This window comes from Xylanibacter brevis ATCC 19188 (genome assembly GCF_000621725.1).
In the GTDB taxonomy this organism is placed as follows: Bacteria; Bacteroidota; Bacteroidia; order Bacteroidales; family Bacteroidaceae; genus Prevotella; species Prevotella brevis.
Genome location: NZ_KK211334.1, coordinates 1 through 20,177 on the forward strand (window position 1 = coordinate 1; position 20,177 = coordinate 20,177).

General features: G+C 52.6%; 15 protein-coding genes. 4 read left to right on the plus strand and 11 right to left on the minus strand.

Annotated features, from left to right (window positions below):
* From T433_RS15610 to T433_RS0113745, 5 genes are all read right to left on the minus strand, one after another.
* Positions 1-718: hypothetical protein (locus tag T433_RS15610; protein WP_155808521.1), on the minus strand; the 718-nt coding region annotated here is incomplete at its 3' end.
* Positions 719-776: 58 nt separating this feature from the next.
* Positions 777-2,621, minus strand: a complete 1,845-nt coding sequence (locus T433_RS16610) for an autotransporter outer membrane beta-barrel domain-containing protein (protein ID WP_155808522.1) — start codon at positions 2,619-2,621, stop codon at positions 777-779.
* A 130-nt stretch (positions 2,622-2,751) separates the two neighbouring features.
* Positions 2,752-5,706 (minus strand): right-handed parallel beta-helix repeat-containing protein, encoded by a 2,955-nt coding sequence (locus T433_RS0113730; protein ID WP_155808523.1) that lies wholly within the window; start codon positions 5,704-5,706, stop codon positions 2,752-2,754.
* Between the two features lie 532 nt (positions 5,707-6,238).
* Positions 6,239-7,246 (minus strand): hypothetical protein, encoded by a 1,008-nt coding sequence (locus tag T433_RS0113740; protein WP_027456181.1) that lies wholly within the window; start codon positions 7,244-7,246, stop codon positions 6,239-6,241.
* Positions 7,247-7,386: 140 nt separating this feature from the next.
* A complete protein-coding gene (locus tag T433_RS0113745; RefSeq protein WP_155808524.1) occupies positions 7,387-7,662 on the minus strand; it encodes a hypothetical protein in 276 nt (91 codons plus the stop codon).
* A gap of 639 nt (positions 7,663-8,301) precedes the next feature.
* Here T433_RS0113745 and T433_RS0113750 point away from each other — a divergent pair.
* The 3 genes from T433_RS0113750 to T433_RS0113760 are packed head-to-tail and all read left to right on the plus strand — an operon-like array spanning position 8,302 to position 10,473.
* The gene (locus T433_RS0113750; protein ID WP_231478038.1) at positions 8,302-8,796 is read left to right on the plus strand and encodes a type IV toxin-antitoxin system AbiEi family antitoxin domain-containing protein; all 495 of its coding nucleotides are present in this window, start codon (positions 8,302-8,304) and stop codon (positions 8,794-8,796) included.
* Positions 8,793-9,668, plus strand: coding sequence for a nucleotidyl transferase AbiEii/AbiGii toxin family protein (locus T433_RS0113755; protein ID WP_027456183.1), 876 nt, complete (start codon positions 8,793-8,795; stop codon positions 9,666-9,668). The genes T433_RS0113750 and T433_RS0113755 overlap by 4 nt, the downstream gene beginning before the upstream one ends.
* Positions 9,661-10,473, plus strand: a complete 813-nt coding sequence (locus T433_RS0113760) for a metallophosphoesterase (RefSeq protein ID WP_027450571.1) — start codon at positions 9,661-9,663, stop codon at positions 10,471-10,473. Before T433_RS0113755 ends, T433_RS0113760 begins: the two co-directional genes overlap by 8 nt.
* A gap of 883 nt (positions 10,474-11,356) precedes the next feature.
* On the opposite strand, the gene T433_RS0113765 is transcribed toward T433_RS0113760, so the two are convergent.
* The 3 genes from T433_RS0113765 to T433_RS0113775 all read right to left on the minus strand — a co-directional run bounded on the left by T433_RS0113765 (position 11,357) and on the right by T433_RS0113775 (position 14,805).
* The gene (locus T433_RS0113765) at positions 11,357-12,871 is read right to left on the minus strand and encodes a hypothetical protein (protein ID WP_155808525.1); all 1,515 of its coding nucleotides are present in this window, start codon (positions 12,869-12,871) and stop codon (positions 11,357-11,359) included.
* Positions 12,868-13,278, minus strand: coding sequence for an energy transducer TonB (locus tag T433_RS0113770; RefSeq protein ID WP_027456185.1), 411 nt, complete (start codon positions 13,276-13,278; stop codon positions 12,868-12,870). Before T433_RS0113770 ends, T433_RS0113765 begins: the two co-directional genes overlap by 4 nt.
* 105 nt (positions 13,279-13,383) lie before the next feature.
* Positions 13,384-14,805 (minus strand): Na+/H+ antiporter NhaC family protein, encoded by a 1,422-nt coding sequence (locus T433_RS0113775; protein WP_027456186.1) that lies wholly within the window; start codon positions 14,803-14,805, stop codon positions 13,384-13,386.
* A 126-nt stretch (positions 14,806-14,931) separates the two neighbouring features.
* On the opposite strand from T433_RS0113775, the gene msrA reads away from it, so the two are divergent.
* Positions 14,932-15,441, plus strand: coding sequence for a peptide-methionine (S)-S-oxide reductase MsrA (gene msrA / locus T433_RS0113780; protein WP_027456187.1), 510 nt, complete (start codon positions 14,932-14,934; stop codon positions 15,439-15,441).
* Positions 15,442-15,605: 164 nt separating this feature from the next.
* Here the strand turns inward: msrA and T433_RS15615 are convergent, their stop codons facing one another.
* The 3 genes from T433_RS15615 to T433_RS0113795 form a co-directional block, all read right to left on the minus strand.
* Complete coding sequence (locus tag T433_RS15615) at positions 15,606-16,913, minus strand: endo-1,4-beta-xylanase (RefSeq protein ID WP_081778515.1); 1,308 nt, start codon at positions 16,911-16,913, stop codon at positions 15,606-15,608.
* A 27-nt stretch (positions 16,914-16,940) separates the two neighbouring features.
* Positions 16,941-17,747: an N-acetylmuramic acid 6-phosphate etherase gene (gene murQ / locus T433_RS0113790; RefSeq protein WP_027456188.1), complete on the minus strand. Its 807-nt coding sequence runs from the start codon at positions 17,745-17,747 to the stop codon at positions 16,941-16,943.
* A gap of 263 nt (positions 17,748-18,010) precedes the next feature.
* Positions 18,011-20,143 (minus strand): M3 family metallopeptidase, encoded by a 2,133-nt coding sequence (locus T433_RS0113795; protein ID WP_044110105.1) that lies wholly within the window; start codon positions 20,141-20,143, stop codon positions 18,011-18,013.
* Between the last annotated feature and the right edge of the window lie 34 nt (positions 20,144-20,177).

Sequence of the window (20,177 nt, forward strand, 5' to 3'; positions counted from 1 at the left end):
CGTCGTCAGCGACGTCCTTGGCTGTGGGCACTGTGGCGCTGAAGGCGGTGAGTGCGGGGGCCTCGGTGGCTGAGGTGCCGATGGCGTACATCAGCGTGCCCTGCGTGACCTCGGTGCTCGTTCCGGCGAAGGCCACGATGCCGGTGCCCTCGGCGATGAGCGATGCGTCGGTGCCGGCGATGACGCCTTCAGCGGCTTCGGGCAGCAGCGGCTTCACTTCGGGCTCGGTGCCCGTGGTGGCGAATGCGGCTGCCTTGGCGTAGATGGGTGTCAGCACGACGTCGCTGCCGGGCATCGCGAAGGTGCCGGTCTTGGTTGCAGCGTTCCAAGCGACCTTGGGACCACCGGGGGTGGTATAGCAGATTTTAGCATTAAAATTTGTCTGAAACACTATAAACATTCTCCTGGCTTCTGGAGAACCATCATCATAATCATCATCGATAAATGTGCCACCTTCAAATTGAATCTTTTTAACGTTGTCGCCATCAAAACCATAGATGAGAACAACGATGCCATCTGGAACGGCCAGCGCCTTTGCCTCATCTTTGGTTATCTGCACAAAGTCTTTCGGCAGGTCGGCAGCCGATATTGGAGTCTCGTCACCTGTCCACGAAGCGGGAACGTCAAAGACTTTGGCTTCGTAGCTTTGTGCCCACGCGCCCGTGACTGCCGTGAGTAGCAGCGCGAGCGTCATTATATATCTTGATATTGTTTTCATATATTGTATTTCTTTATGTTGTTTATACCTTTTATATTATATACGCGCGAGAGGGGGATTAGCGGTTATCGGTCACGGTTCCTGCGACAGCCTTACCGCCTTTACCTGCAGTACAATCATCACAATCTTCGCCGATAGAACCGTTAGAGCCGTTATTGACTGACGTTGAGCCGCCGTTTATGGTCAGAGTGCCGCTGATGGCATCGCCGCCGTTGCCTCCAGAACAATCATCACTCGCATCGCCGACACTACCGCCGTTGCCTCCTCTGGCTGTCAGCGTGCCGCCGCTGACGATCACTGAGCCGTTGATGGCATTGCCGCCGTTGCCTCCATGAGAACCATAACCAAAAACGCCGACACTACCGCCGTTGCCTCCTTTGGCTGTCAGTGTGCCGCTGGTCAGTTTCAGTGTTCCTGTGCTGCCGGCAACGGTGGAAGCGGTGCTGTTGTCCGTGCCGTTGACTACCATCGTGCCATTGCCCTCAATGGTGAGCGTTGCGCCGCTGGCAAGGCTGATGCCCTTGTTCAGGGTGAGCGTCTCGCCGTCGGTCAGCACCAGTGTCACGTCGCCGCTCACGGTGATGGCGTCGCTGTAGGTCAGTCCGCCTGCGGGCACGACAAAGGTGCCTGCCGACCATGCGGTTGTGGTGTTGTCAAGCGGGTTAGATGCCGGAGCCTTCGCCTTCTTCTCCGCCTTCACGCCGATGACCTTGCGGTCGCCGGTGTAGGTGACGGTGACGGTCTGGCCCTTCGTCACGTCGGCATTGGGGTCGGCGGTCCACTCGTTGGGATCGGTGCCCTCGGCGAAGGTGACGGCGTAGGTGGGCTCGGCGGCGATGGTGACGGTGAGGGCGTTGGCGGACAGGATGTCGCCGTCGCTGAAGTTCTCTTCGTCGGTGTCGCTGTCGTTGCCGCGCACGTAGTAGTAGACGTAGGCCTCGCCCTCAGCGAGCTTCTCGGCGGTGGGCACGTCGGCTGTCCACTTGTCAGCGGCGAGGGCCAGCAGGGCGGCGTCGTCGAGGGGCGTCGGGCTGACGTAGTACATCACGGTGCCCTGGGCGGTCTCGGTGCTGCCGATGTTGGCCACGGTGCCGGCTTTGACGATGGCGCCGTCGGTGGTGGCGGGCACGTCATTGATGGCGGTGGGCGCTGCGGTGAGCGCGGCCTGCGGGTAGTACTCGGGCTCCAATGTCACGTTGCCGCCGGGCATGGTGAACTGGCCGGTGTTCGTCGCCTTGTCCCAGGCGACCTTGGGGCCGGAGGAGGCGGGGGCTAAGACTGTAACAGTGAGTGTTTTACTTTGGGCAGCCTTGTAATTTTTATTGCCTGCAAATGAAACTGTAATTGTGGCAGTGCCTGCACCAACAGCATCAATATAGCCCTCAAATATATAAGAGGAACTGGATGAAGCCCTAAATTTAGCAACATTATCATTACTTGATGAAATATTTACCTCACTTGATTCAGGACCATCTACATGACCCCTAAAATTCCTACTTTCACCAACGCCCATTTCAATTGAAGATTGTCCAGGATCATCAATATAAACATAGGCAAAGCCCTGATCTATTGTAAAACTTCTCTGTTCAGTACTCTTTTCACCGCCACCCTCAGGAATAAACTCGGCATACCAAGTATGATCTCCCGCATCCAAACTGTGAATTTCAGTCGAACACATGCCGTTATCAACCCTGAAACTGCCTGTGTATGACTTATCAATCCATAGGCCGAGAGTACCACTAGGCATATCGGGTCCCATAACATCACACATAAAGAAAGTAAACTCAGGATTATAAACAGGATCGAAATTTATATTAATATTATAATAACCTTCTGCCCACGCGCCCGTCGCTGCCGTCATCAGCAGCACGAGCGTCAGTATTGTTTTTTTAATTTGTATCATAATCTTATTGTTTTAATGTTTCTTTGTTCTTGATTCTATTCACTCCCCTCCCTCAGCAGGCGAGGGGCAGGGGGTGGGTCTCCTTCGCCTCTCCCCTCCCCTTGAAGGGAGGGGGGAGCGGCGAGGGGGATTACTCTGACAGGTAGAACGCGATGTATTTCACATTTGCGCCGCCGAACGTATCAGCATCCGTCAGCAGATCAACCGTCGAGTCGGCACTGTCCGTCCACGTGACTTTATATATTTCTGTCATAGAATCTCCACTATACGACCATCCAGAGCCGAGATCTGCAATGTCCCATCCCTCAGAGCCATTGAGCGTCATCTCGATCTTTGTGAAATTCTTGCCGGTCTGTTCCGTAAAGGTAAAGCCGTCGTATTCGTCCACTTGGAAACTGATGCCATCCAACGTCTGATTTCCGCTAGTAGTATCCCACCAGGCAAATACATTTTCGGCATTAGATCTCAGCGTGACGCCCTCCTTCTCATATGGGTCGCCTTCGAAGACATTAAGGTCGGTGACGTTCGTAATGTCCCATACGATGTCGGCCACGGGAACCTCAATGGCCGTAGCCGCAATCTCGCTGTCGGTGTGCGTGTCGTCGGCCTTCACGTAATACCAAACATATACCTTGCCACTGGCGGTGATGTCCTTAGCCGTGGGCACCGCGTCGCTGAAGCCAGCCGTCGAGGTAGGCATCGTGTTCGTCGTGGTCACCGCATACATCAGCGTGCCGTCGTCGGCCACGCCACCGCTAACCAGCGCCGTCGTCTTGCCAACGCCAACAATCGCCGCACCCGTCGGCGCCGTCGTCACCGTAGCAGCGGGCTTCGCCGCCGGTGCGTCGGTCGTAGCCACCTCGCAAACCAGGCGCACGGAGCAACCTCTGTTGCGCGTGGAGTTCTGAGTGAGCCCCGTAAATCTGCCAGATCCAAAGTAAAAGTAGCGGGCGGACTGTGCAGATGTGCTGGATGTACTTGACCAGTAGTTTCCCTTATCACCAGCATCGTTGACCGTTGCACCGTTTCTGTTGCCGCCGGCCGGAAGGAATACGGCGCCATGAGCCTCCAGCTTAGACGTCCAGTCAGAGGAAGAGATGACATTGTCAGTATAGGCAGTGCTATATGCATCGTTCACATTATTCAGGCTGTAGTAGTCGGCGCTCCAGTCGTCAGGCAGCAGCACAAGGCCTGGCACGTCGTTCACGGTCGCATGGGCATAGCGTACACCAGAGGGCGTAGTGCGGGTTTTAAACAAGTATTCCCACTCGCTACTATCATCACCACCAGTCAGCGTGCGCCAGCCAAAGTTGGCCGTGTTGCCACCATTAGTGATAGCCAGCGTACCCCAGTCAGACTTCAGCGCTTCGCCTGCAACATTACCATACTGAGCGGCTTGCATAACATTGCTGATGCCATATTGGGCAGCGCCCGTCCAGGCGCATGCTGCACCCACCCAACCGAAGAGGTCAACAGTACCAGTTCCGCTGATAGTGCCACCGCCATTGATGCTGGTATTGCCAGCAGCGTTGCCGATGTAGTCCCACTGGTTGGTGGCAAAGGCCCACGACCATGATGTGTTATAGGTAGCCTGCAGGTTGCCCTTCGAGAAATAAACCTGCTTCGTGTCGCTTACGCTGAAAACGCCGCTGAGGGCACCGTCGGGAACGCTGGGAGCAGCCGCGTCGCTTGTAGCCGTCACGCCCTTCACCTTCAGTCGTCCGTTGTACTTCAGCGTCACCTTGGTGTTACGATACACGCCGTCGGTCGTGGCCTCGGCGGGGGCAATAGTCCACTTGTCGGCATCCTGTACGCCCTCCTTCAGCTTGACGGTGTACTTGTTGGCGTCGCCATTGTCTTTGACAGTGTTGCTCGTGCTCTTGCTGCTCACGGCCTCGTCGCCAGTCTTCGCGGCAGCCTTCAGGTCGTTGTTCGTCACGGTGTTGTTGGCATCGGCAGCCGTCGAAGAAAGATACACGGCATACTCCTCGGTCGAGATGATGGTGTTGCCCTGAATCGTGGCGTTCTTATTCGATGCCGTCACCTTGCCCTGCACCTGGTTGCCGGTGAAGGTGATGTCGGCTTGCGACATGCTTACATTGCCGGTCACGCTGTTGCCAGTAGCGGTAGCGCCCTGCTGTAATGTCATGGTGCCAGTGACGGTGTTGCCAGTGGCGGTAGAGTACTTGATAACTGTGAAGTTGGCCGTAATCGTGTTGTTGAGGATGGTGTGGCCTTCGTCAGCAGAGGCAGGCGTAGCGGTACCATAGGCAGATGAAACGCTGAGATTCTCAATCGTACAACCTTCGATACGATGGCGCAGACCGCCAATCGCAAATATGCACATAGGGCTGGCGCTGCCAGACTTAGTAACCGTGCAACCCGTCACGGTGCAGTCGGTAGAATGAATATAATCGCCAAAGTCCGCAGGTTTGTCGTCAGGTTGAAAGATGTTGCCTAAATACAGAAGATTGCCGACGTTGCCTTCACCTTCAATGCGAGTGTCCTTGATGGTGCAATTGTTGCAGCCTATCAATAGGCAGGCAGAGCTGCCGCCGTTGTTCTTGGCATAGACGGTGCAGCCGTCCAGAGTCACATGGTCGCTCCAGCGGATACACATATGGCCCGTGCCGGAGCTTATACTCTTATCCTCTACATGCTGGGTAACGCCCGTCAGCGTCACGTTGCTGGTGTTGTAGATCCAGATACGCGTGTTCTCGAAGCGGATGCCCTCAACCGTAGTGCCGGCACCGGCCTTGTTGATGACGAAAGCCTTGCCAGGGTCTTCCTTATAGGCCGGCTGACCATTGGCCGTGTTCAGTTTCACCACGGCATCCTCGGTGGACGAGATGATGTTCACCGGCTTGTTGATGATCAGCGAGTGCGACGCATCGCCTTCCAGCTCGATCTCGCCCTGGAAGTCCAGCACGTCGCCGGCCTTCACAGCGTCGCCCAGCGTGTAGCCGTCGCCGCTGAAGATTGTGTTGACATTGTCTTGTTTCACGACGTGGGTCGATTGCGCCCATGCGCCCGTCGCCGCCGTCAAGAGCAGCACGAGCAGAAGTAATAATTTGTTTTTTGTCATAATTTTAAGTTTTAGATAGTTAATAAATTGTATGTTGTTTAGATATTCTTATTCATCACTGAGACATCTGCAGATCTGTGGCCGAAGACATCAGGGTGGACAGCCGCCCCCATGCATCTCCTGCTCCATGTCCTCGATCACGTTCTTCAGGTCGCGGTTCTCTACGGAGAGCCGGTCCAGGCGTTCGTCGCGGCTGCTGAGGGCGTAATATAAACATCAGCAGAGGATGGTGAGCAGCGCCACCACCCCTACGAGTGTAAAGTTCATAATGTCTGTCATGTTCATTAGGTTATATATTTCGGGTAAGTATTATGTTCTGTTGGCAAAGATAAGAAAAATCTGCGAAACATGCAATAGTTTCTTTACAGATTTTGAAACACATTTTGCAGATTTTGAAAGTCCCCGCCCCAAATGAGACGAATACAAAAGCCCGCGGGGAGGGGAATGAGACAAATAGAAAACAACAGTGCTCAGCACTTAAGTGCCGAGCGCAGGACGGAGGGAGCGAAGGATGGGAAAGTTATAGCGAAGGCTATGCTGGCGTGACGGTAGCCAAGTCGGCGGCGTAGGCGTTCATGTCGAGGCATTGCGCGCGGGTGATGCGGGCGGCAGCGGTCTCGGCGCTATAGTCGGCATAGGGCGCCAGCACCAACAGGAAGCCATCGGAGCAGCCCGACAGGTCTCTGCCGGAGGGGTAGTTGAACTTGCCGTCCAGACCGCGGTTGACGATATGTATCATGGGGAGCCTTTCCCGATAGCAGGCCTCAAAGACAGCCTTCTCTGCCGGCGAGATAAACGGCGAGACGAGCACCGTACCGCGGTGGGCTTCTCTCAGGTATTTCTCCACCTCCTGCTGTATCTGCTCCTCTGTCAGGTTGCGATGGCAGCGCACCTGGAGGCGCTCGGGATAGGTGACGAGGAACGTGTTGCCGACGGCGGTATAGCGGTGGCCCTTCGTGCCTGCGGTGAAATCATAGACCTTGCGCAGACGGTCAGGGAAATGCCACTTGAGCCAGAGGCGCCGCGGGTTGTCATCGAGATAGGCCACCCAGGTCTTCAATTGGCCCCTGCGGAACAGGATGCGGTCGTTGAAGCCGCGGGAGAAAAGGGCTGTTCTGTGCTCGGAACTTAAGTTTCGAGAACTTGACGAAGCACTTAAGTCCTTCGTCCCGTTCTCCGCACTTAAGTGTGGAGCACAAAACGAAGAAGCCCAAAGGGCGTGGGTGCAGGCGCTTTTCCAGGCGGCAACAATCTTACCCAGGGCGTAGTTGGCGGGCAGGGTGTCGCGGACATAGAGGATGCCGTGGAAATGGTCGGGCATGATCTGATAATGAAGCACCTGAACGCGGCAGCCGGTCTTCTTCGTCGTCTCGACAGCCGTCTGACGGAAGGCCTCCGCGACATAGGCGCCCAGCGGCGTCGGCTCGATGGCGGCAGTGGCGGCACTGTCGCCCACCAGCTTACCAAGAAGGCGCTGGCGGCCTTCCGTCGTCACCGTAATCAGATAGATGCAGGACGAGGTGTAGTCGTGCGTCTCCATTCGCCGCAGGCGGTTGTGCTTGACAGGGGCCTTTATCATGGTTCGTTTTCGCTTTCGCTTTCGTTTTTGTTTTTCGTTCTTGTTCTCGTTTTCGTTTTCGTTCTCCGTCCCGTTCTCCGCACTTAAGTGCCGAGCACACCTTAGTCTTTTTGCTTTAATACAACAGCCTTTCCCTCAGGCTTCAACACCTTCAAACGGCCTTTCACAACTCTGAAAACACGGAAATCGTCATTCAAAAATTGATAGTACACTTTAACCTGTTGGCACAACACCACAGCGTCTGCATCCTTGTCGGGCGCATATTCTGTCATCGTCAGCTCTTCTTTGGTAGGTTTTCCCCATTTCAGGTTAGGTTCTATACTGTCTGCAAAGACATTGATAGAAATAAAAGACAGCAAAAACAAGTATAGTCTCATGCGGTTTTTATGTTTTATGGTTTATTGATTGATTGTTTGGTGTTGCAAAGTTACAACTTATTTTTAAATGGTTGTAACACTACTACCTTTTTTTATACCATTCTCCCGTTTTTTGTCGGAATACCACAAAAAAACATTAAAACGACTTTTTATCTGAACAAAACCAAGACTAAAACACTATTAGATTTACAGATAGTAATTTCTGCGTGGGAAAGTGATATGTATAATGTTTGAAAGAATCTCTCGATTATATAGCAAAACTATAGAATACTCCAATTATTATAGAAATGTATCTCCATCTTCGCAATATTTGTGAATTCTGACAGAAATAGCATGCAGAATGTACTCAGAAAGGTTATATTCTTATAACCTTTTTATCATTTTGAATTGTTATAATGAAACTTTTTTGTTGCAAAAGTAATAAAAATATCATTACTTGATACGTTGATTTTGTATTCGGAACATCTTAATAAACATAAAAATTTGCCATTAAAAGAACAAAATCCGTACAAAACTACTACAATTAAAAATATTTGTAGTATCTTTGTACCGATTATCAAAGATAATAATATGAAAGAACGGAATACATATCTTTCTTCCGCCTCTGTAAAAAAGCAAGGGAGAACAGCTTACTATAAGATGCTGGAGAGTGCCAAGCAAGGAGAGCTTATCCAGGTCCGTCGTGGTGTGTATGCCAATATAGACCAACTCAGTGGCAACATGATTGACATCAATGCCGTTGTTCCAGAAGGCATTCTATGCCTTTGGTCAGCATGGAGCATTCATCAGCTTACCACTTCCATGCCACAGGCTTTTCATATCGCCATCAAAAGAGGGCGAAAAGTCTCTATTCCTTCTTTTCCAAGAATGGAGGTTCATCATTATACGGAAAATCTTCTAAAAATTGGTGTAATTTCGATGATAATTGATGGCTTCAATATTCGCCTCTACGATGTTGAACGATGTGTGTGCGATGCAGTAAAGTTTCGCAATAAAGTTGGTATGGATGTCTGCTCCGAAATCATCAATAATTATCTTGAACGTCCAGACAGAAACCTAAGCAAGTTGATGGACTACGCCCGTAAACTGAGAGTGGGAAAGATTCTTGAACAATATCTGCAAGTTAAACTATGAGTAACGAAGCCATAAAGAATTACGGAAAATCTATCCGCAGCAAACTGTTGAACATATCCAAAAAGGAAGATGTCTTCCATCAAACCATCCTGACTCGTTTCTTTCAAGAACGTCTGCTATACAGAATGTCACAGACAAGATACCGCGACAACTTCTATCTGAAAGGTGGTGCTTTGATGTATGCATACGAAAAGTTTGCAGCGCGCCCAACATTGGATATAGACTTCCTTGGAAAAAATATAAGTAATGAAGGAACTTCAATCGTTGCAGCATTCAAAGAGATTTGTTCCGTTCCATGCGATGAAGACGGGGTTATCTATGACGTCGAAAATATTACATCACAGAATATCACAGAGTTCAAGGATTATCATGGTATACGACTGAGCATACCAGTTAGAATGGACACAATTTCACAAGTATTGACGATGGACATCGGCTTTGGCGATGTAGTCACCCCAAGTCCAATAGATCTAGACTATCCTACTCTGCTTGAAAGTCTGCCAGCTGTAAACATTCTGGCTTACTCGCTTGAGACAGTTATTGCAGAGAAATTCCATGCAGTGGTTGATCTGGCAGACCAAAGCAGCCGCATGAAAGACTATTACGACCTATATCATCTGCTGTCAAAAGAAAAATATGACAGTGAGATACTACAAGAAGCTATTGTGCATACATTTGAGAACAGGCATACTTCATATGATGCTAACACTATGTTTTTCCGCGATGATTTTGCCAACAACCAACAAATGCAAGTTCGATGGCAAGCTTTTTTACGTAAGATTACAAAGAAAGAGGAGATGTCATTCTCGGATATTGTGACACACATACAAGACACCTTACGCCCTTATTGGGAGATTCTGGCACATGAATAAGTACCATACATACGATTTCCCAGACTGCAAATGTATTGTTGTCTGCGGTGACATTCACGGGGACTTCAATCTCCTCGTGAATAAAGTTTGTGTGCAATATCAGATGAAAGATACTCTGGTCATTGTAGCAGGAGATTGTGGCTTTGGCTTTGAAAGAAAAGGGTACTATGAGAATATTGTCAAGCGCAATACCAAGCGAGTAAATGAATCCAACAACTGGTTTCTTTTCATCCGTGGCAACCATGACAATCCAGCTTACTTTGACGGAAAAACATTCCGGCATAAAAGGTTTACTTGCATTCCCGACTACTCTGTAGTCAAAGCCAATGGTCACACCATACTCTGTGTTGGAGGAGCAATATCTGTTGACCGTCAGCCAAGAATAGATGCATGGGAACACTATCAAAGAAAGGCACATAGGTACAGCCATAACTCTTTTGACAATGAACTTTTTTCACCCAACTATTATTGGCAAGATGAAGCTCCAGTTTTCAACAATGACATATTATCTGAGATAACCAACTTGCATAAGATAGATACAGTAGTGACACATACTGCCCCATCTTTCTGTGAACTACAGAACAAAGATGGATTACTGCAATGGGCAATATATGACAACAGTCTGTTAGATGATGTACAGAAGGAACGTGAGACAATGGATGCAATCTATACCAAATTGAGAGCAGAGACCATAACACTTACACATTGGTATTACGGTCACTTTCACCAAAGCTGGCATTCATCTATTGATGGAGTCCTATTCAAAATGTTAGACATCATGGAACTAGCAGAAATTACCCCTTGACTAAATCAAGTTTTATAACGCCATTCTGTACAAACATACTACTATTTGACAGAAGTGTGGTAGTTTTGTACGGTTATATAAATTCGGCAATAAATACATTTTGTTGCCGAATTTATATTTCCTAGCAACCAAACATCTGTATTAAAGGATTCTGATTTCTGCCGTCAAAAAAGAAAGAGATGAGAAAGTCGGTATACTTGACCAATGAACGGTTTAGTTTATCCCCATATTAAATATCTATAACCTAAACTAAACCTTTTATCTTCGCCAATAATATTAAGCTACGCTGAAGGGACAGAATAAGAGCCTGGAGGTACACGAAGGGACAAAAGTCCCTCGACATAGTATCTGTCCCCCATAATTGGAGTGGCATGCGCTGATTATCAGTAACTTATATTTACAGATTTTACATTCTGCATCGGAAAGTAGATTCTGCGTGGAAAAAGAATTGCGGTGCAACAGTGTAGGTTTTGCATTGCAATAGTGTAGGTTTTGCGATGCAATTCGGTAAGTTTTGTGATGCAATTCGGTAAGTTTTGCTCCGCATCTAGCCCCTGGCCAGCGCCATTCCAGGGGCTAGATGCGGTCGTTTCAGCCCCTAGATGTGGTTGATTCAGGGGCTAGAAGTGACAGTTCTAGGGGCTAGAACTGAAACTATTGCTTTGGTTCTAGACTTTAGAAGTGCCATTTCTAGACTCTAGAACTGCCACTTCTAGACTTTAAAACAACCCATTCTAGACTCTAGAAATGGGGTTTCTAGACTCTAGAATGGATGCAAAAGTGCCACTATTAGATGGCAAAAGTGGCACTATTAGATGACGAAAGCGACACTCTTGACCTTCAAAAGGGAGACTGTTGGCTGGGCTTTCGACCAAGATGGCAGTCAGTATCTCAACAGCTGCTGGTCGAAATCCTTGGCACCGCCGGTTTCGCCAAAGAGGCGCTTCAGCAACTTCACTCGCATGTTGGTGATGGACTGTGGCGACGCCATGAGCAGACAGGCAATCTCGGAGGGCTGGAAATGATAGTATATCAGCAGACAGAGCGTCTGCTCGCGCACGCCGAGCGGCTTCAACAGCGTAAGCAGATTGGGGTTGAGCGAGAAGCAGACTTGCTGCAGGGTGCTGACATCCTCGTCGGCAGCAGCCTGGCCCAGCATGGCTGACTTATGCAGACGGGCCGTGACCTCTTTCAGCTGGCGCGAGTTGTCGCGCTGCTGGCGCTTCTTCTGTCGCTGCATCTGTACTAGTTCGCGGTGCGTCAGCAGGTAATACCACGCCATGAGGGCCAAGGCCAGGACCACGACGACGAGGGCCGAAAGCAACCAGATGACGGTGCGATACTGGTGGCGCTCGCGCTGCTGCTCGTCGTATTGCTTCTGCAGGTCGAGGATGGCAGCCGCCTCGTTGTGTTCATAGCGGTCGCGGTAGAGCCGGTTCAGTCGCTGGCTGAGGTGCGAGGCCATGCGGTGGGCAGCAGGATCCTGCTCAGCCAGCGTGTTGTAGTAGTCTATCAGTTTGGCATAGGCATCCATGCTGATGGCATAGTCGGGCGACTGGAGCACCTGCGACCAGTAGTCGCTGGCCTGCGCAGAGTGGCCCTCACGCGCGGCAATATCGCCCAGCAGCTTGATGGTTTTGTCGAGATAGGCAATCTGCTGCGAGGCATAGAGACACTCTTTGGCCTGCACGAGGTTGTTCTGGTGCAGATAGTAGCTGCCCATATTGGTGAGCATGGTGGCACGGATGGGGCCATCGACGCTGTCGAGCAGTGGCTGGCAGCGCTCTATATAGGCCTGCAGCGAGTCGGTCTGATTCATGACATCATAGGTGGTGGCGATGTTGTTCAGCTGTCGGGCCATCCACGACTTGTTGCCCAGCTGTCGGGCAGCCTGCAGCGAACGGTGGTAGTAGTCGATGGTCAGGGGGTGGTTGTTGGCATTGTCGTTGATGTCGCCCAAGACGGCATACAACTCATAATAGAGCGACGGGGCGTCCAGACGGGCAGCCTGTTCCTCGACCTGCTTCAGCAGTCGGAAGGCCTCGCCATAGCGCTGCTGACCGTAGAGCACAATGGCATGCTGCAGACTGGCTCGGGCGCAGCGGTGCTGGTCGCCCTGTTGCTCGTAGTAGTGCTGACTGAGGGCAATGATCGAATCGGACGAGAACGTCAGTCCGATGCGATGGATGGCCTCGGTGAACACCAAGGCATAGAGTGCCTTGTCGGCCTCAGTGCTAAAGCTGTCGATGTCGAGCCCGTTGAGCAGCAGAACAGCCGAGTCGGGCTGTTGCAGGCAGACGGTTTCGGCCTGCAACAACCGCGTATTGCGGCTCTGCTCCGGAGAGCAGGCCGCAACAGCTATTGTAATGATAAAAAAGAATAAACTAACAACCCTCATTTCAGCTTGAACATGATAGGTATGGTGTACTTGACGCGCACGGGCTCTCCCTTCTGGCGACCAGCCTTCCACTTAGGCATGGCTTTTACCACACGTACAGCTTCCGCATCGAGCGAAGGGAACACTGAGCGTAAGACTTTGACATTGCTCAGGCTACCATCTTTCTCGACGATGAACTGCACCAGCACGCGACCCTCTACCTTCTGCTTCTCGGCATCCTCGGGATACTTCATGTTGTCTTTCATAAAGGTCATCATGCCCTCCATGCCACCAGGGAACTCTGGCATCTGCTCTACCACGGTGAAGGGATCTTCTTGTTGTGCCTTCTGCGATACAACTGTTTTCTGTGCCAACAGCGTTGTGACGCCACAGAGGGTCATCAGCGCTACAATCATTAATTTCTTCATAATAAATTGTTTTTTTAAATGGTTAAACGATGATAAGTTGTCCGGACTTTCGTTTGCAAAAGTAGTAAAAGCCCGCGTTGGCGCCAAAAAATCGATTACATCATTTTACACCACCTGCTTTTTTCTAATTTTCCACCCGATGACAGCGATGAAAATGCTCATCAGCGGACTCAACAGATTGAAGAAGCAATAGGGCAGATAGGTGAGCGTAGGCACACCAAGAACGGTGGACTGCGTCATGCCACAGGTGTTCCAGGGTATCAGAACGGAGGTGACGGTGGCCGAGTCTTCGCAAGAGCGACTCAGTAGGCATGACTCGTAGCCCTGTTGGCGGTAGGCCTGCTTGAAGATGTCGGCATTGAGAACGATAGAGATGAACTGATCGCCAGTGGTGATATTGAGAAAAATGCCGGTTCCAACGGTAGAACCGACCAGCGTGGCCCTGCTGCGCACCCAGCGCACAATGACGCGCGTGAGACTCTCGATCATGCCGCTGGCCACCATCGAGGCACCGAAACACATGGCACAGAGGATGAGCCAGATGGTGTTGAGCATGCCGGCCATGCCTCCGGTAGAGACGAGCTCGTTGAGCGAGGCATTGCCTGTATCTACAGCCGTGGCGCCATAGTAGGTGATGGCCAGACCGCGCACCAGACCACCACCAATCTCGGTGAGGATGTGGGGCTGGAACAGGAGTGCCACCACGCCGGCCACGACCGACGAGAGGAAGAGCACGATGAGCGACGGCACACGGCGGGCAATGAGCACGCCAGTGAACAAGGGCACCAGCAGCGTCCATAGCGAGATGTGGAACGTGCGCTCCAGGCCTTCGGTATATTCGCCTACCTCCAACTGGGCACCATCACCATAGCCGAGGCCGGCCACCAAAAAGATGACGGTGGTGATGAGAAAGGTGGGCACGGTGGTGAGCATCATGTAGCGGATATGGGTAAAGAGGTCGGTGCCGGTGCTGGAAGAGGCCAGAATGGTGGTGTCGCTAAGGGGCGACATCTTATCGCCGAAGTAGGCGCCAGAGATGATGGCACCGGCCGTCCACGGCTCGGAGACGCCCAGGGCATGGCCAATGCCAAGCAGCGCCACGCCGATGGTGGCAATGGTGGTCCAGGAACTGCCCGACAGGAGCGACACCAAGGCACAGATGATGCAGGTGGAGACCAGGAAGAACTGGGGCGACATGACCTGCACGCCATAGTAGATGAGCGTGGGAACGACGCCGCTGATCATCCACGACCCCGACAGCATGCCCACGCATAACAGTATTAACAAGGTGATAGAAACTTCGCCTAATGTCTTCTTGATTTGTGTCTCGAAACGATGCCACGACACGCGATAAACGCCCATGGAGATACACACACAGACGGCCATGCCCATCAAAAGGGCCACCTGACTGCCACCGCTGAGCGAGTCGCTGCCAAACAGGGTGATGACTACCGATAGAAACGCAATGAGAACAGCCACCGGAATAATGGCTACAAGGGGATGGGGTATTTTTATTTTTTCTTCCACCTGATGATAGTTGATGATTTCGCGCCACAAAAATACAAATAATTGTTGGTTTTGTTTCTCGTTGCAAGGCTTTTTTATTACTTTTGCACCAAAATTACAAGTTAATCAGCAAGAAACGAAAAACAAATGAAAGAGATTTACTTAGCCGGTGGCTGCTTCTGGGGCACCGAGCATTACTTCAAACAGATAGAAGGCGTGATGAACACGGAGGTGGGCTTTGCCAACGGACAGACGGAGAACCCTACCTATAAGGAGGTTTACACCGACCAGACGGGCTATGCCGAGACGGTGCAGGTGGTGTACGACGAGCAGGTGGTGGGACTGGAGTTCCTGCTGAACATGTTCTTCAAGGCCATTGACCCCACGAGCCTCAACAAACAGGGACACGACGAGGGCACCCGCTATCGCACGGGCGTGTACTACACCTCGGAGGACCAGCTGCCCATCATCGAGAAGGTGTTTGCCGAACAGCAGGCACTGCTCTCCCAGCCTATCGCCGTGGAAAAGGTGCCACTGAAGAACTTCTACACCGCCGAGGAGTATCACCAGGACTACCTGGACAAGAACCCCGATGGCTACTGCCACCTGCCAACCGCCCTGTTTGAGTTTGCAAGGAAGGCTAAAGATAAAAAGTAAAAAACACTAGACCCACCCCCTACCCCTCCCTGTGGAGGGAGGGGAGTAAATAGACACAACCCCCTCCCAACCTCCCCAAGGGGGAGGGGAAGTTATAGAAAAGGAGTGCATAGCGACCTATCTCGTTATGCACTCCTTTTCTTTTTAGTATGTCTTTCCCCCCGTTATTCTGTCTTCACTTCGATGAAGGAGTAGCGCTCATAGCGGGTGCCATCGGTGGCGGTGAGCACGGCGTGCAGCTCGTGGCTACCGGCGCCCGTGGGGACCACCTGATAGACATAGGGGGCACGGCGACGGGTGGGCAGCTGGATGCCATCAAGATAAAGATCGACGTGGTCGATGGTCTTGGTGCGCAGACGGGCGCGGACGGTGACGTCTAACTGTTCGCCTTGAGCGATACGGAGGGCCAACGGCTTGATATATAGCGAGGCCTCTTTCCTCATAGCGGGAAAGGGGCTTCGGGCATTTCCTGCCTCAGGTGTCTGCATGTAGTGGCGCAGCCACGTCAGGGCAGGACGCTCCTGGCCATCACGTATCAGACCTGAGTTGCCGTTGTGGGTCCAGGTGCGGCCGTAGATATAGCCCCAGAGGGTGATGCCGGCGCAGTAGTCCTGTTGCCACATATAAGGAATCTGCTGCTGATACTGGGCCAACTGCAGGGAGTCGTTCTCCGTGGCGATGTCATACTCGGTGCAGTACATCGGCATGCGCAGGGCATCGTGGATGTCGGTCATGGCCTGACGGAACGCATCGAAGGGCATGTCGGTGAGCTCGTGCGACTGACAACCGTAAGCATCGATGGGCGCTCCGGCATCGCGCAGCGTGCGCACCAGCTGGATGAACTCATCCTTCTGCCAGCGGAACGTGTTGTAGTCATTATAAATCAGGATGGCATCGGGCCAGCGCTCGTGGGCCATCTCGAAGGCACGGATAATCCAGTCGTAGCCCGTCTGGCCTTCGCCACCCAAGGCGGCGCGGAAAGGAGCGGGCTGATGGCCTTTGACGGCCTCGTTGACCACGTCGATCATCGCCAGGTCGGGATAGCGGTCGCGGATGGCGTCCATCCAGGCTTCGATGGCGTGGCGCTGCTCATCGACAGAGAGCGAGTCCATCCAACGGGGATACTGAGCGCCCCACACCAGACAGTGGAACTTGAAGGGGATGCCATGGGCCTTGCAGTAGCGATAGGCACGGTCGGTGCCTTCCCAGTTGAACTGATCAGGCGATGTGCCTTGCACCGAGCCCCACTTCGACTCGTTCTCGGCCGTGAGCTGGTTCCACAGATAGGCATATTCAAGGCCGTCAGGGTTCACGCGACCGCTGGTGGTGATGTTGCCCAGGAACTTATGCGTATTGGCGCTGAGCGGGCCGTGAATAGCCTTCTCGGCAGTGGCGTTGGCCGTTTGTGCCACGATGGATTGCGCACAAAGGGCAGAAAGCGTAGTAAATAGTAGTTTTGTAAGTAGTTTCATTGTAGTTTTATGATATGAATGTGATGGCTAAGGATTGAGCACCCTATCGACACTGCCGGCGGCCAGCAGGCGGCGGCGGGCCTCGTCGTAGGACAGGTGCAGGGAGTCTTGAATCATGCGGGTGCCGCGGTCAATGAGCTTTTCGTTGGTGAGCTGCATCTTCACCATGCGGTTGCCCTCGACACGCCCTAAGCGCACCATGAGCGAGGTGGAGATCATGTTGAGCACCATCTTCTGGGCGGTGCCGCTCTTCATACGACTGGAGCCGGTGACGAACTCGGGACCTACGATGGTCTCGACGGGATGGTCGGAGACGGCAGCCAGCGGACTGTCGGGATTGCTGGTGAGGCAACCTGTGAGCAAACCGCAGGCATGGGCCTGACGGACAGCACCGACGACATAGGGCGTGGTGCCCGAAGCGGCAATGCCTATCACGGTATCATCGGGCGTGGGCTGATAGGGCAAGAGGTCGTTCCACCCTTGTTCGGCCACATCCTCGGCACCCTCTACGGCATGGCGCAGGGCATGGTCGCCTCCGGCAATGAGACCGACGACCATGCCTTCGGGCACACCAAACGTTGGGGGCAGTTCGCTGGCATCGAGCACGCCAAGACGACCGCTGGTGCCAGCACCCACATAAAACAGTCTGCCACCGCGGCGCATGCGCTGCTCGATGGCCACCACCAGGGCCTCGACCTGTGGCAATGCCTTGCGTACGGCCTCGGCCACCGTCAGGTCTTCCTCGTTGATATGTGCCAGGAGTTCGCCCACGGACATCTGTTCCAAGTGGTCGAAGTGCGACGGTTGTTCGGTAATCTTTTCCTGCTGTTTCATTGCAATGACGTAAAAACGCTACATGTTTTCAGTTGATGGTTGCTGCAAAACTAAGCAAAAAAGCTGAAAGGGGCAAAAAGGCAGCACCTTCTTTGGAATAATTTAACAGAAAGAAGACCTCCTCCCGACCTCCACCACACCCCCCTCCCGGCCTCCCCAAGGGGGAGGAGATATGGGGGGGGGAAAAAGAAAAAAGAGCGCAGCAGTCGGTGTGCTACGCTCTTTCGTTTATTGTATGCGGATTGTATTCGCATGACTTCAGATTAGATACCCAATCTGGCACGAACCAGACTGGAAGCATCGGGCTGCTGCATACCGGTGAAGTCGGAGAACATCTGCATCAGGTCGCCGGTGTTACCACGGCTCAGCACCTTACTGCAGAAGTCCAGACCGGTCTCGCGCTTCAAAGCGCCACGCTGAGCAAAGACGTCGGCAATGTTGACGGCCAATACCTCGGTCCACAGATAACTGTAGTAGCCTGCAGCATAGCCTCCACCCCATACGTGGTTGAAGTAGCTGGTAGAATAGCGAGGAGGAATCTGTGTGTCGAGCAAGCCTACCTGACGAAGGGCTTCGGTCTCGAAGGCCATGGCTTTGTCGGCCGTGGGTACATCCTTTGAGGCGAGCATATGCCATGCCAAATCAACACAGGTGGCGGCGAGGTTCTCGCCCAGTGCGTAGGCAGGCTGGAAGTTGATGCTCTTCAGCATGCGCTCTTTCAGTTCGGCAGGCATGGCCTCGTGGGTCTGGTAGTGGCGTGCGTAGTGGTCGAAGACCTCGGGGATAGAGGCAAACGACTCGTTGAACTGCGAGGGCATCTCGACAAAGTCGCGAGCCACGCTGGTGCCGCTGAGCATGTGATACTGACAGTCGGAGAGTATGCCGTGGAGGGCATGACCAAACTCGTGGAACATGGTGGTCACCTCATCCCAGGTCAGCAGCGAGGGCTGGCCCTCTGGTGCCTTGGCACTGTTGCAGACGTTGAAGATGATGGGCAGCTGGTTGCGCTGGCGACTCTGCTTCTGGAAACCATCCATCCAGGCACCGCCACGCTTGGTGGGACGACGGAAGTAGTCGCAATAGAAGAGGGCCTTAGGATTGCCATCCTTGTCGATAACCTCATAGACACGCATGTCGGGGTGATAGGTGGGGATGTCGGTGCGCTCCTTGAAGGTGAGACCATAAGCCAGGTTGGCGGCATAGAAGACGCCGTTGATGAGCACGCTGTCAACATTGAAATAGGGCTTCACCTCGTCTTCAGAGATGTTGAGAAGCTCTTTCTTCATCTTGGCAGAATAGTAGAAACGGTCGTAGGGCTGCAACTGGAAGTCGGCACCCTGCGTCTTGCGGGCATAGTCCTCGATGGCCTTGGTCTCGGCCTGGGCTACAGGCGTGTACTGGGCAATGAGGTTCTTCAGGAAGGCATAGACATTGTCGGGCGTCTTAGCCATGGTGCGCTCCAGAGAGTAAGAGGCATAGTTAGGATAACCCATAATCTCGGCCTGCTCGGCACGCAGCTTGGCAATCTCTACGGCAATGGGGAAGGTGTTGTACTGGCCCGTGCCGTTGCTGCGATTGACAGATGCCTCGAAGACTTTCTTGCGCAGCTCGCGGTTGTCGAGGCTGGCCAGAGGAGCCTGCTGGGTGGTGTTGACAATGACAATGGCATAGGGGGCCTTGCCGCCACGGCTCTCTGCATCCTTGGCACACTGGGCGATGTCGGCTTCGCTGAGACCGGCCAGGTCTTCTTTCTTATCGACCCACACCACTGCATTGTTGGTGGCTTCCTGCAAGAGGTCGCCCCACTGCTGCTGAAGCTCAGAGATGCGCAGGTTAATTTCCTTCATACGGGCCATCTTCTCGTCAGACAACAGGGCACCGCTCAGCACGAAACCTTTGTAGATCTCTTCCAACAGCTTCTGGTCTTCGCCCTGCAGACTGTCGTGCTCGCGGTCATAGACAGCCTTGATGCGCTCGAAAAGTGGCTTGTTGAAGGTGATCTCGTTGTCAAGGTCGGTCAGCATGGGCTGCACTTTCTTCTCGGTCTCGCTGATCTCGGGGGTCTTGTCGGCCTCTGTCAGGGCGAAGAACACACGACTCACGCGGTCGAGCGTGCGTCCGCTTTCCTCAAGAGCGAGGATGGTGTTTTCGAAGGTGGCAGAGTCCTGGTTGTCGATAATCTGCTTGATCTCCTCGCGCTTCTGAGCAATAGCGGTCTCGAAAGCGGGCAGATAGTCGGAGGGTTCAATCTTGCTGAAGTCAGGTGCGCCATAGGGAAGGGTGCTTTCCTGCAACAGCGGGTTCTCGTGTTTAGCGTTAGTACAGCTGCTTAGCTGCACCATCGCACTTGACAGCATAGCTGCCGAAATACCGAAGGTCATCAGTTTCTTTTTCATGTTTGTTTGTGATAATGGTAGTCTTTGATAGTCT

Bases quoted from the DNA above. Each gene is read 5' to 3' on its own strand.
- T433_RS16610 (WP_155808522.1), bottom strand. From the start codon at position 2,621: ATGATACAAATTAAAAAAACAATACTGACGCTCGTGCTGCTGATGACG.
- T433_RS0113730 (WP_155808523.1), bottom strand. From the start codon at position 5,706: ATGACAAAAAACAAATTATTACTTCTGCTCGTGCTGCTCTTGACGGCG.
- T433_RS0113740 (WP_027456181.1), bottom strand. From the start codon at position 7,246: ATGGAGACGCACGACTACACCTCGTCCTGCATCTATCTGATTACGGTG.
- T433_RS0113745 (WP_155808524.1), bottom strand. From the start codon at position 7,662: ATGAGACTATACTTGTTTTTGCTGTCTTTTATTTCTATCAATGTCTTT.
- T433_RS0113750 (WP_231478038.1), top strand. From the start codon at position 8,302: ATGCTGGAGAGTGCCAAGCAAGGAGAGCTTATCCAGGTCCGTCGTGGT.
- T433_RS0113755 (WP_027456183.1), top strand. From the start codon at position 8,793: ATGAGTAACGAAGCCATAAAGAATTACGGAAAATCTATCCGCAGCAAA.
- T433_RS0113760 (WP_027450571.1), top strand. From the start codon at position 9,661: ATGAATAAGTACCATACATACGATTTCCCAGACTGCAAATGTATTGTT.
- T433_RS0113765 (WP_155808525.1), bottom strand. From the start codon at position 12,871: ATGAGGGTTGTTAGTTTATTCTTTTTTATCATTACAATAGCTGTTGCG.
- T433_RS0113770 (WP_027456185.1), bottom strand. From the start codon at position 13,278: ATGAAGAAATTAATGATTGTAGCGCTGATGACCCTCTGTGGCGTCACA.
- msrA (WP_027456187.1), top strand. From the start codon at position 14,932: ATGAAAGAGATTTACTTAGCCGGTGGCTGCTTCTGGGGCACCGAGCAT.
- T433_RS15615 (WP_081778515.1), bottom strand. From the start codon at position 16,913: ATGAAACTACTTACAAAACTACTATTTACTACGCTTTCTGCCCTTTGT.
- murQ (WP_027456188.1), bottom strand. From the start codon at position 17,747: ATGAAACAGCAGGAAAAGATTACCGAACAACCGTCGCACTTCGACCAC.
- T433_RS0113795 (WP_044110105.1), bottom strand. From the start codon at position 20,143: ATGAAAAAGAAACTGATGACCTTCGGTATTTCGGCAGCTATGCTGTCA.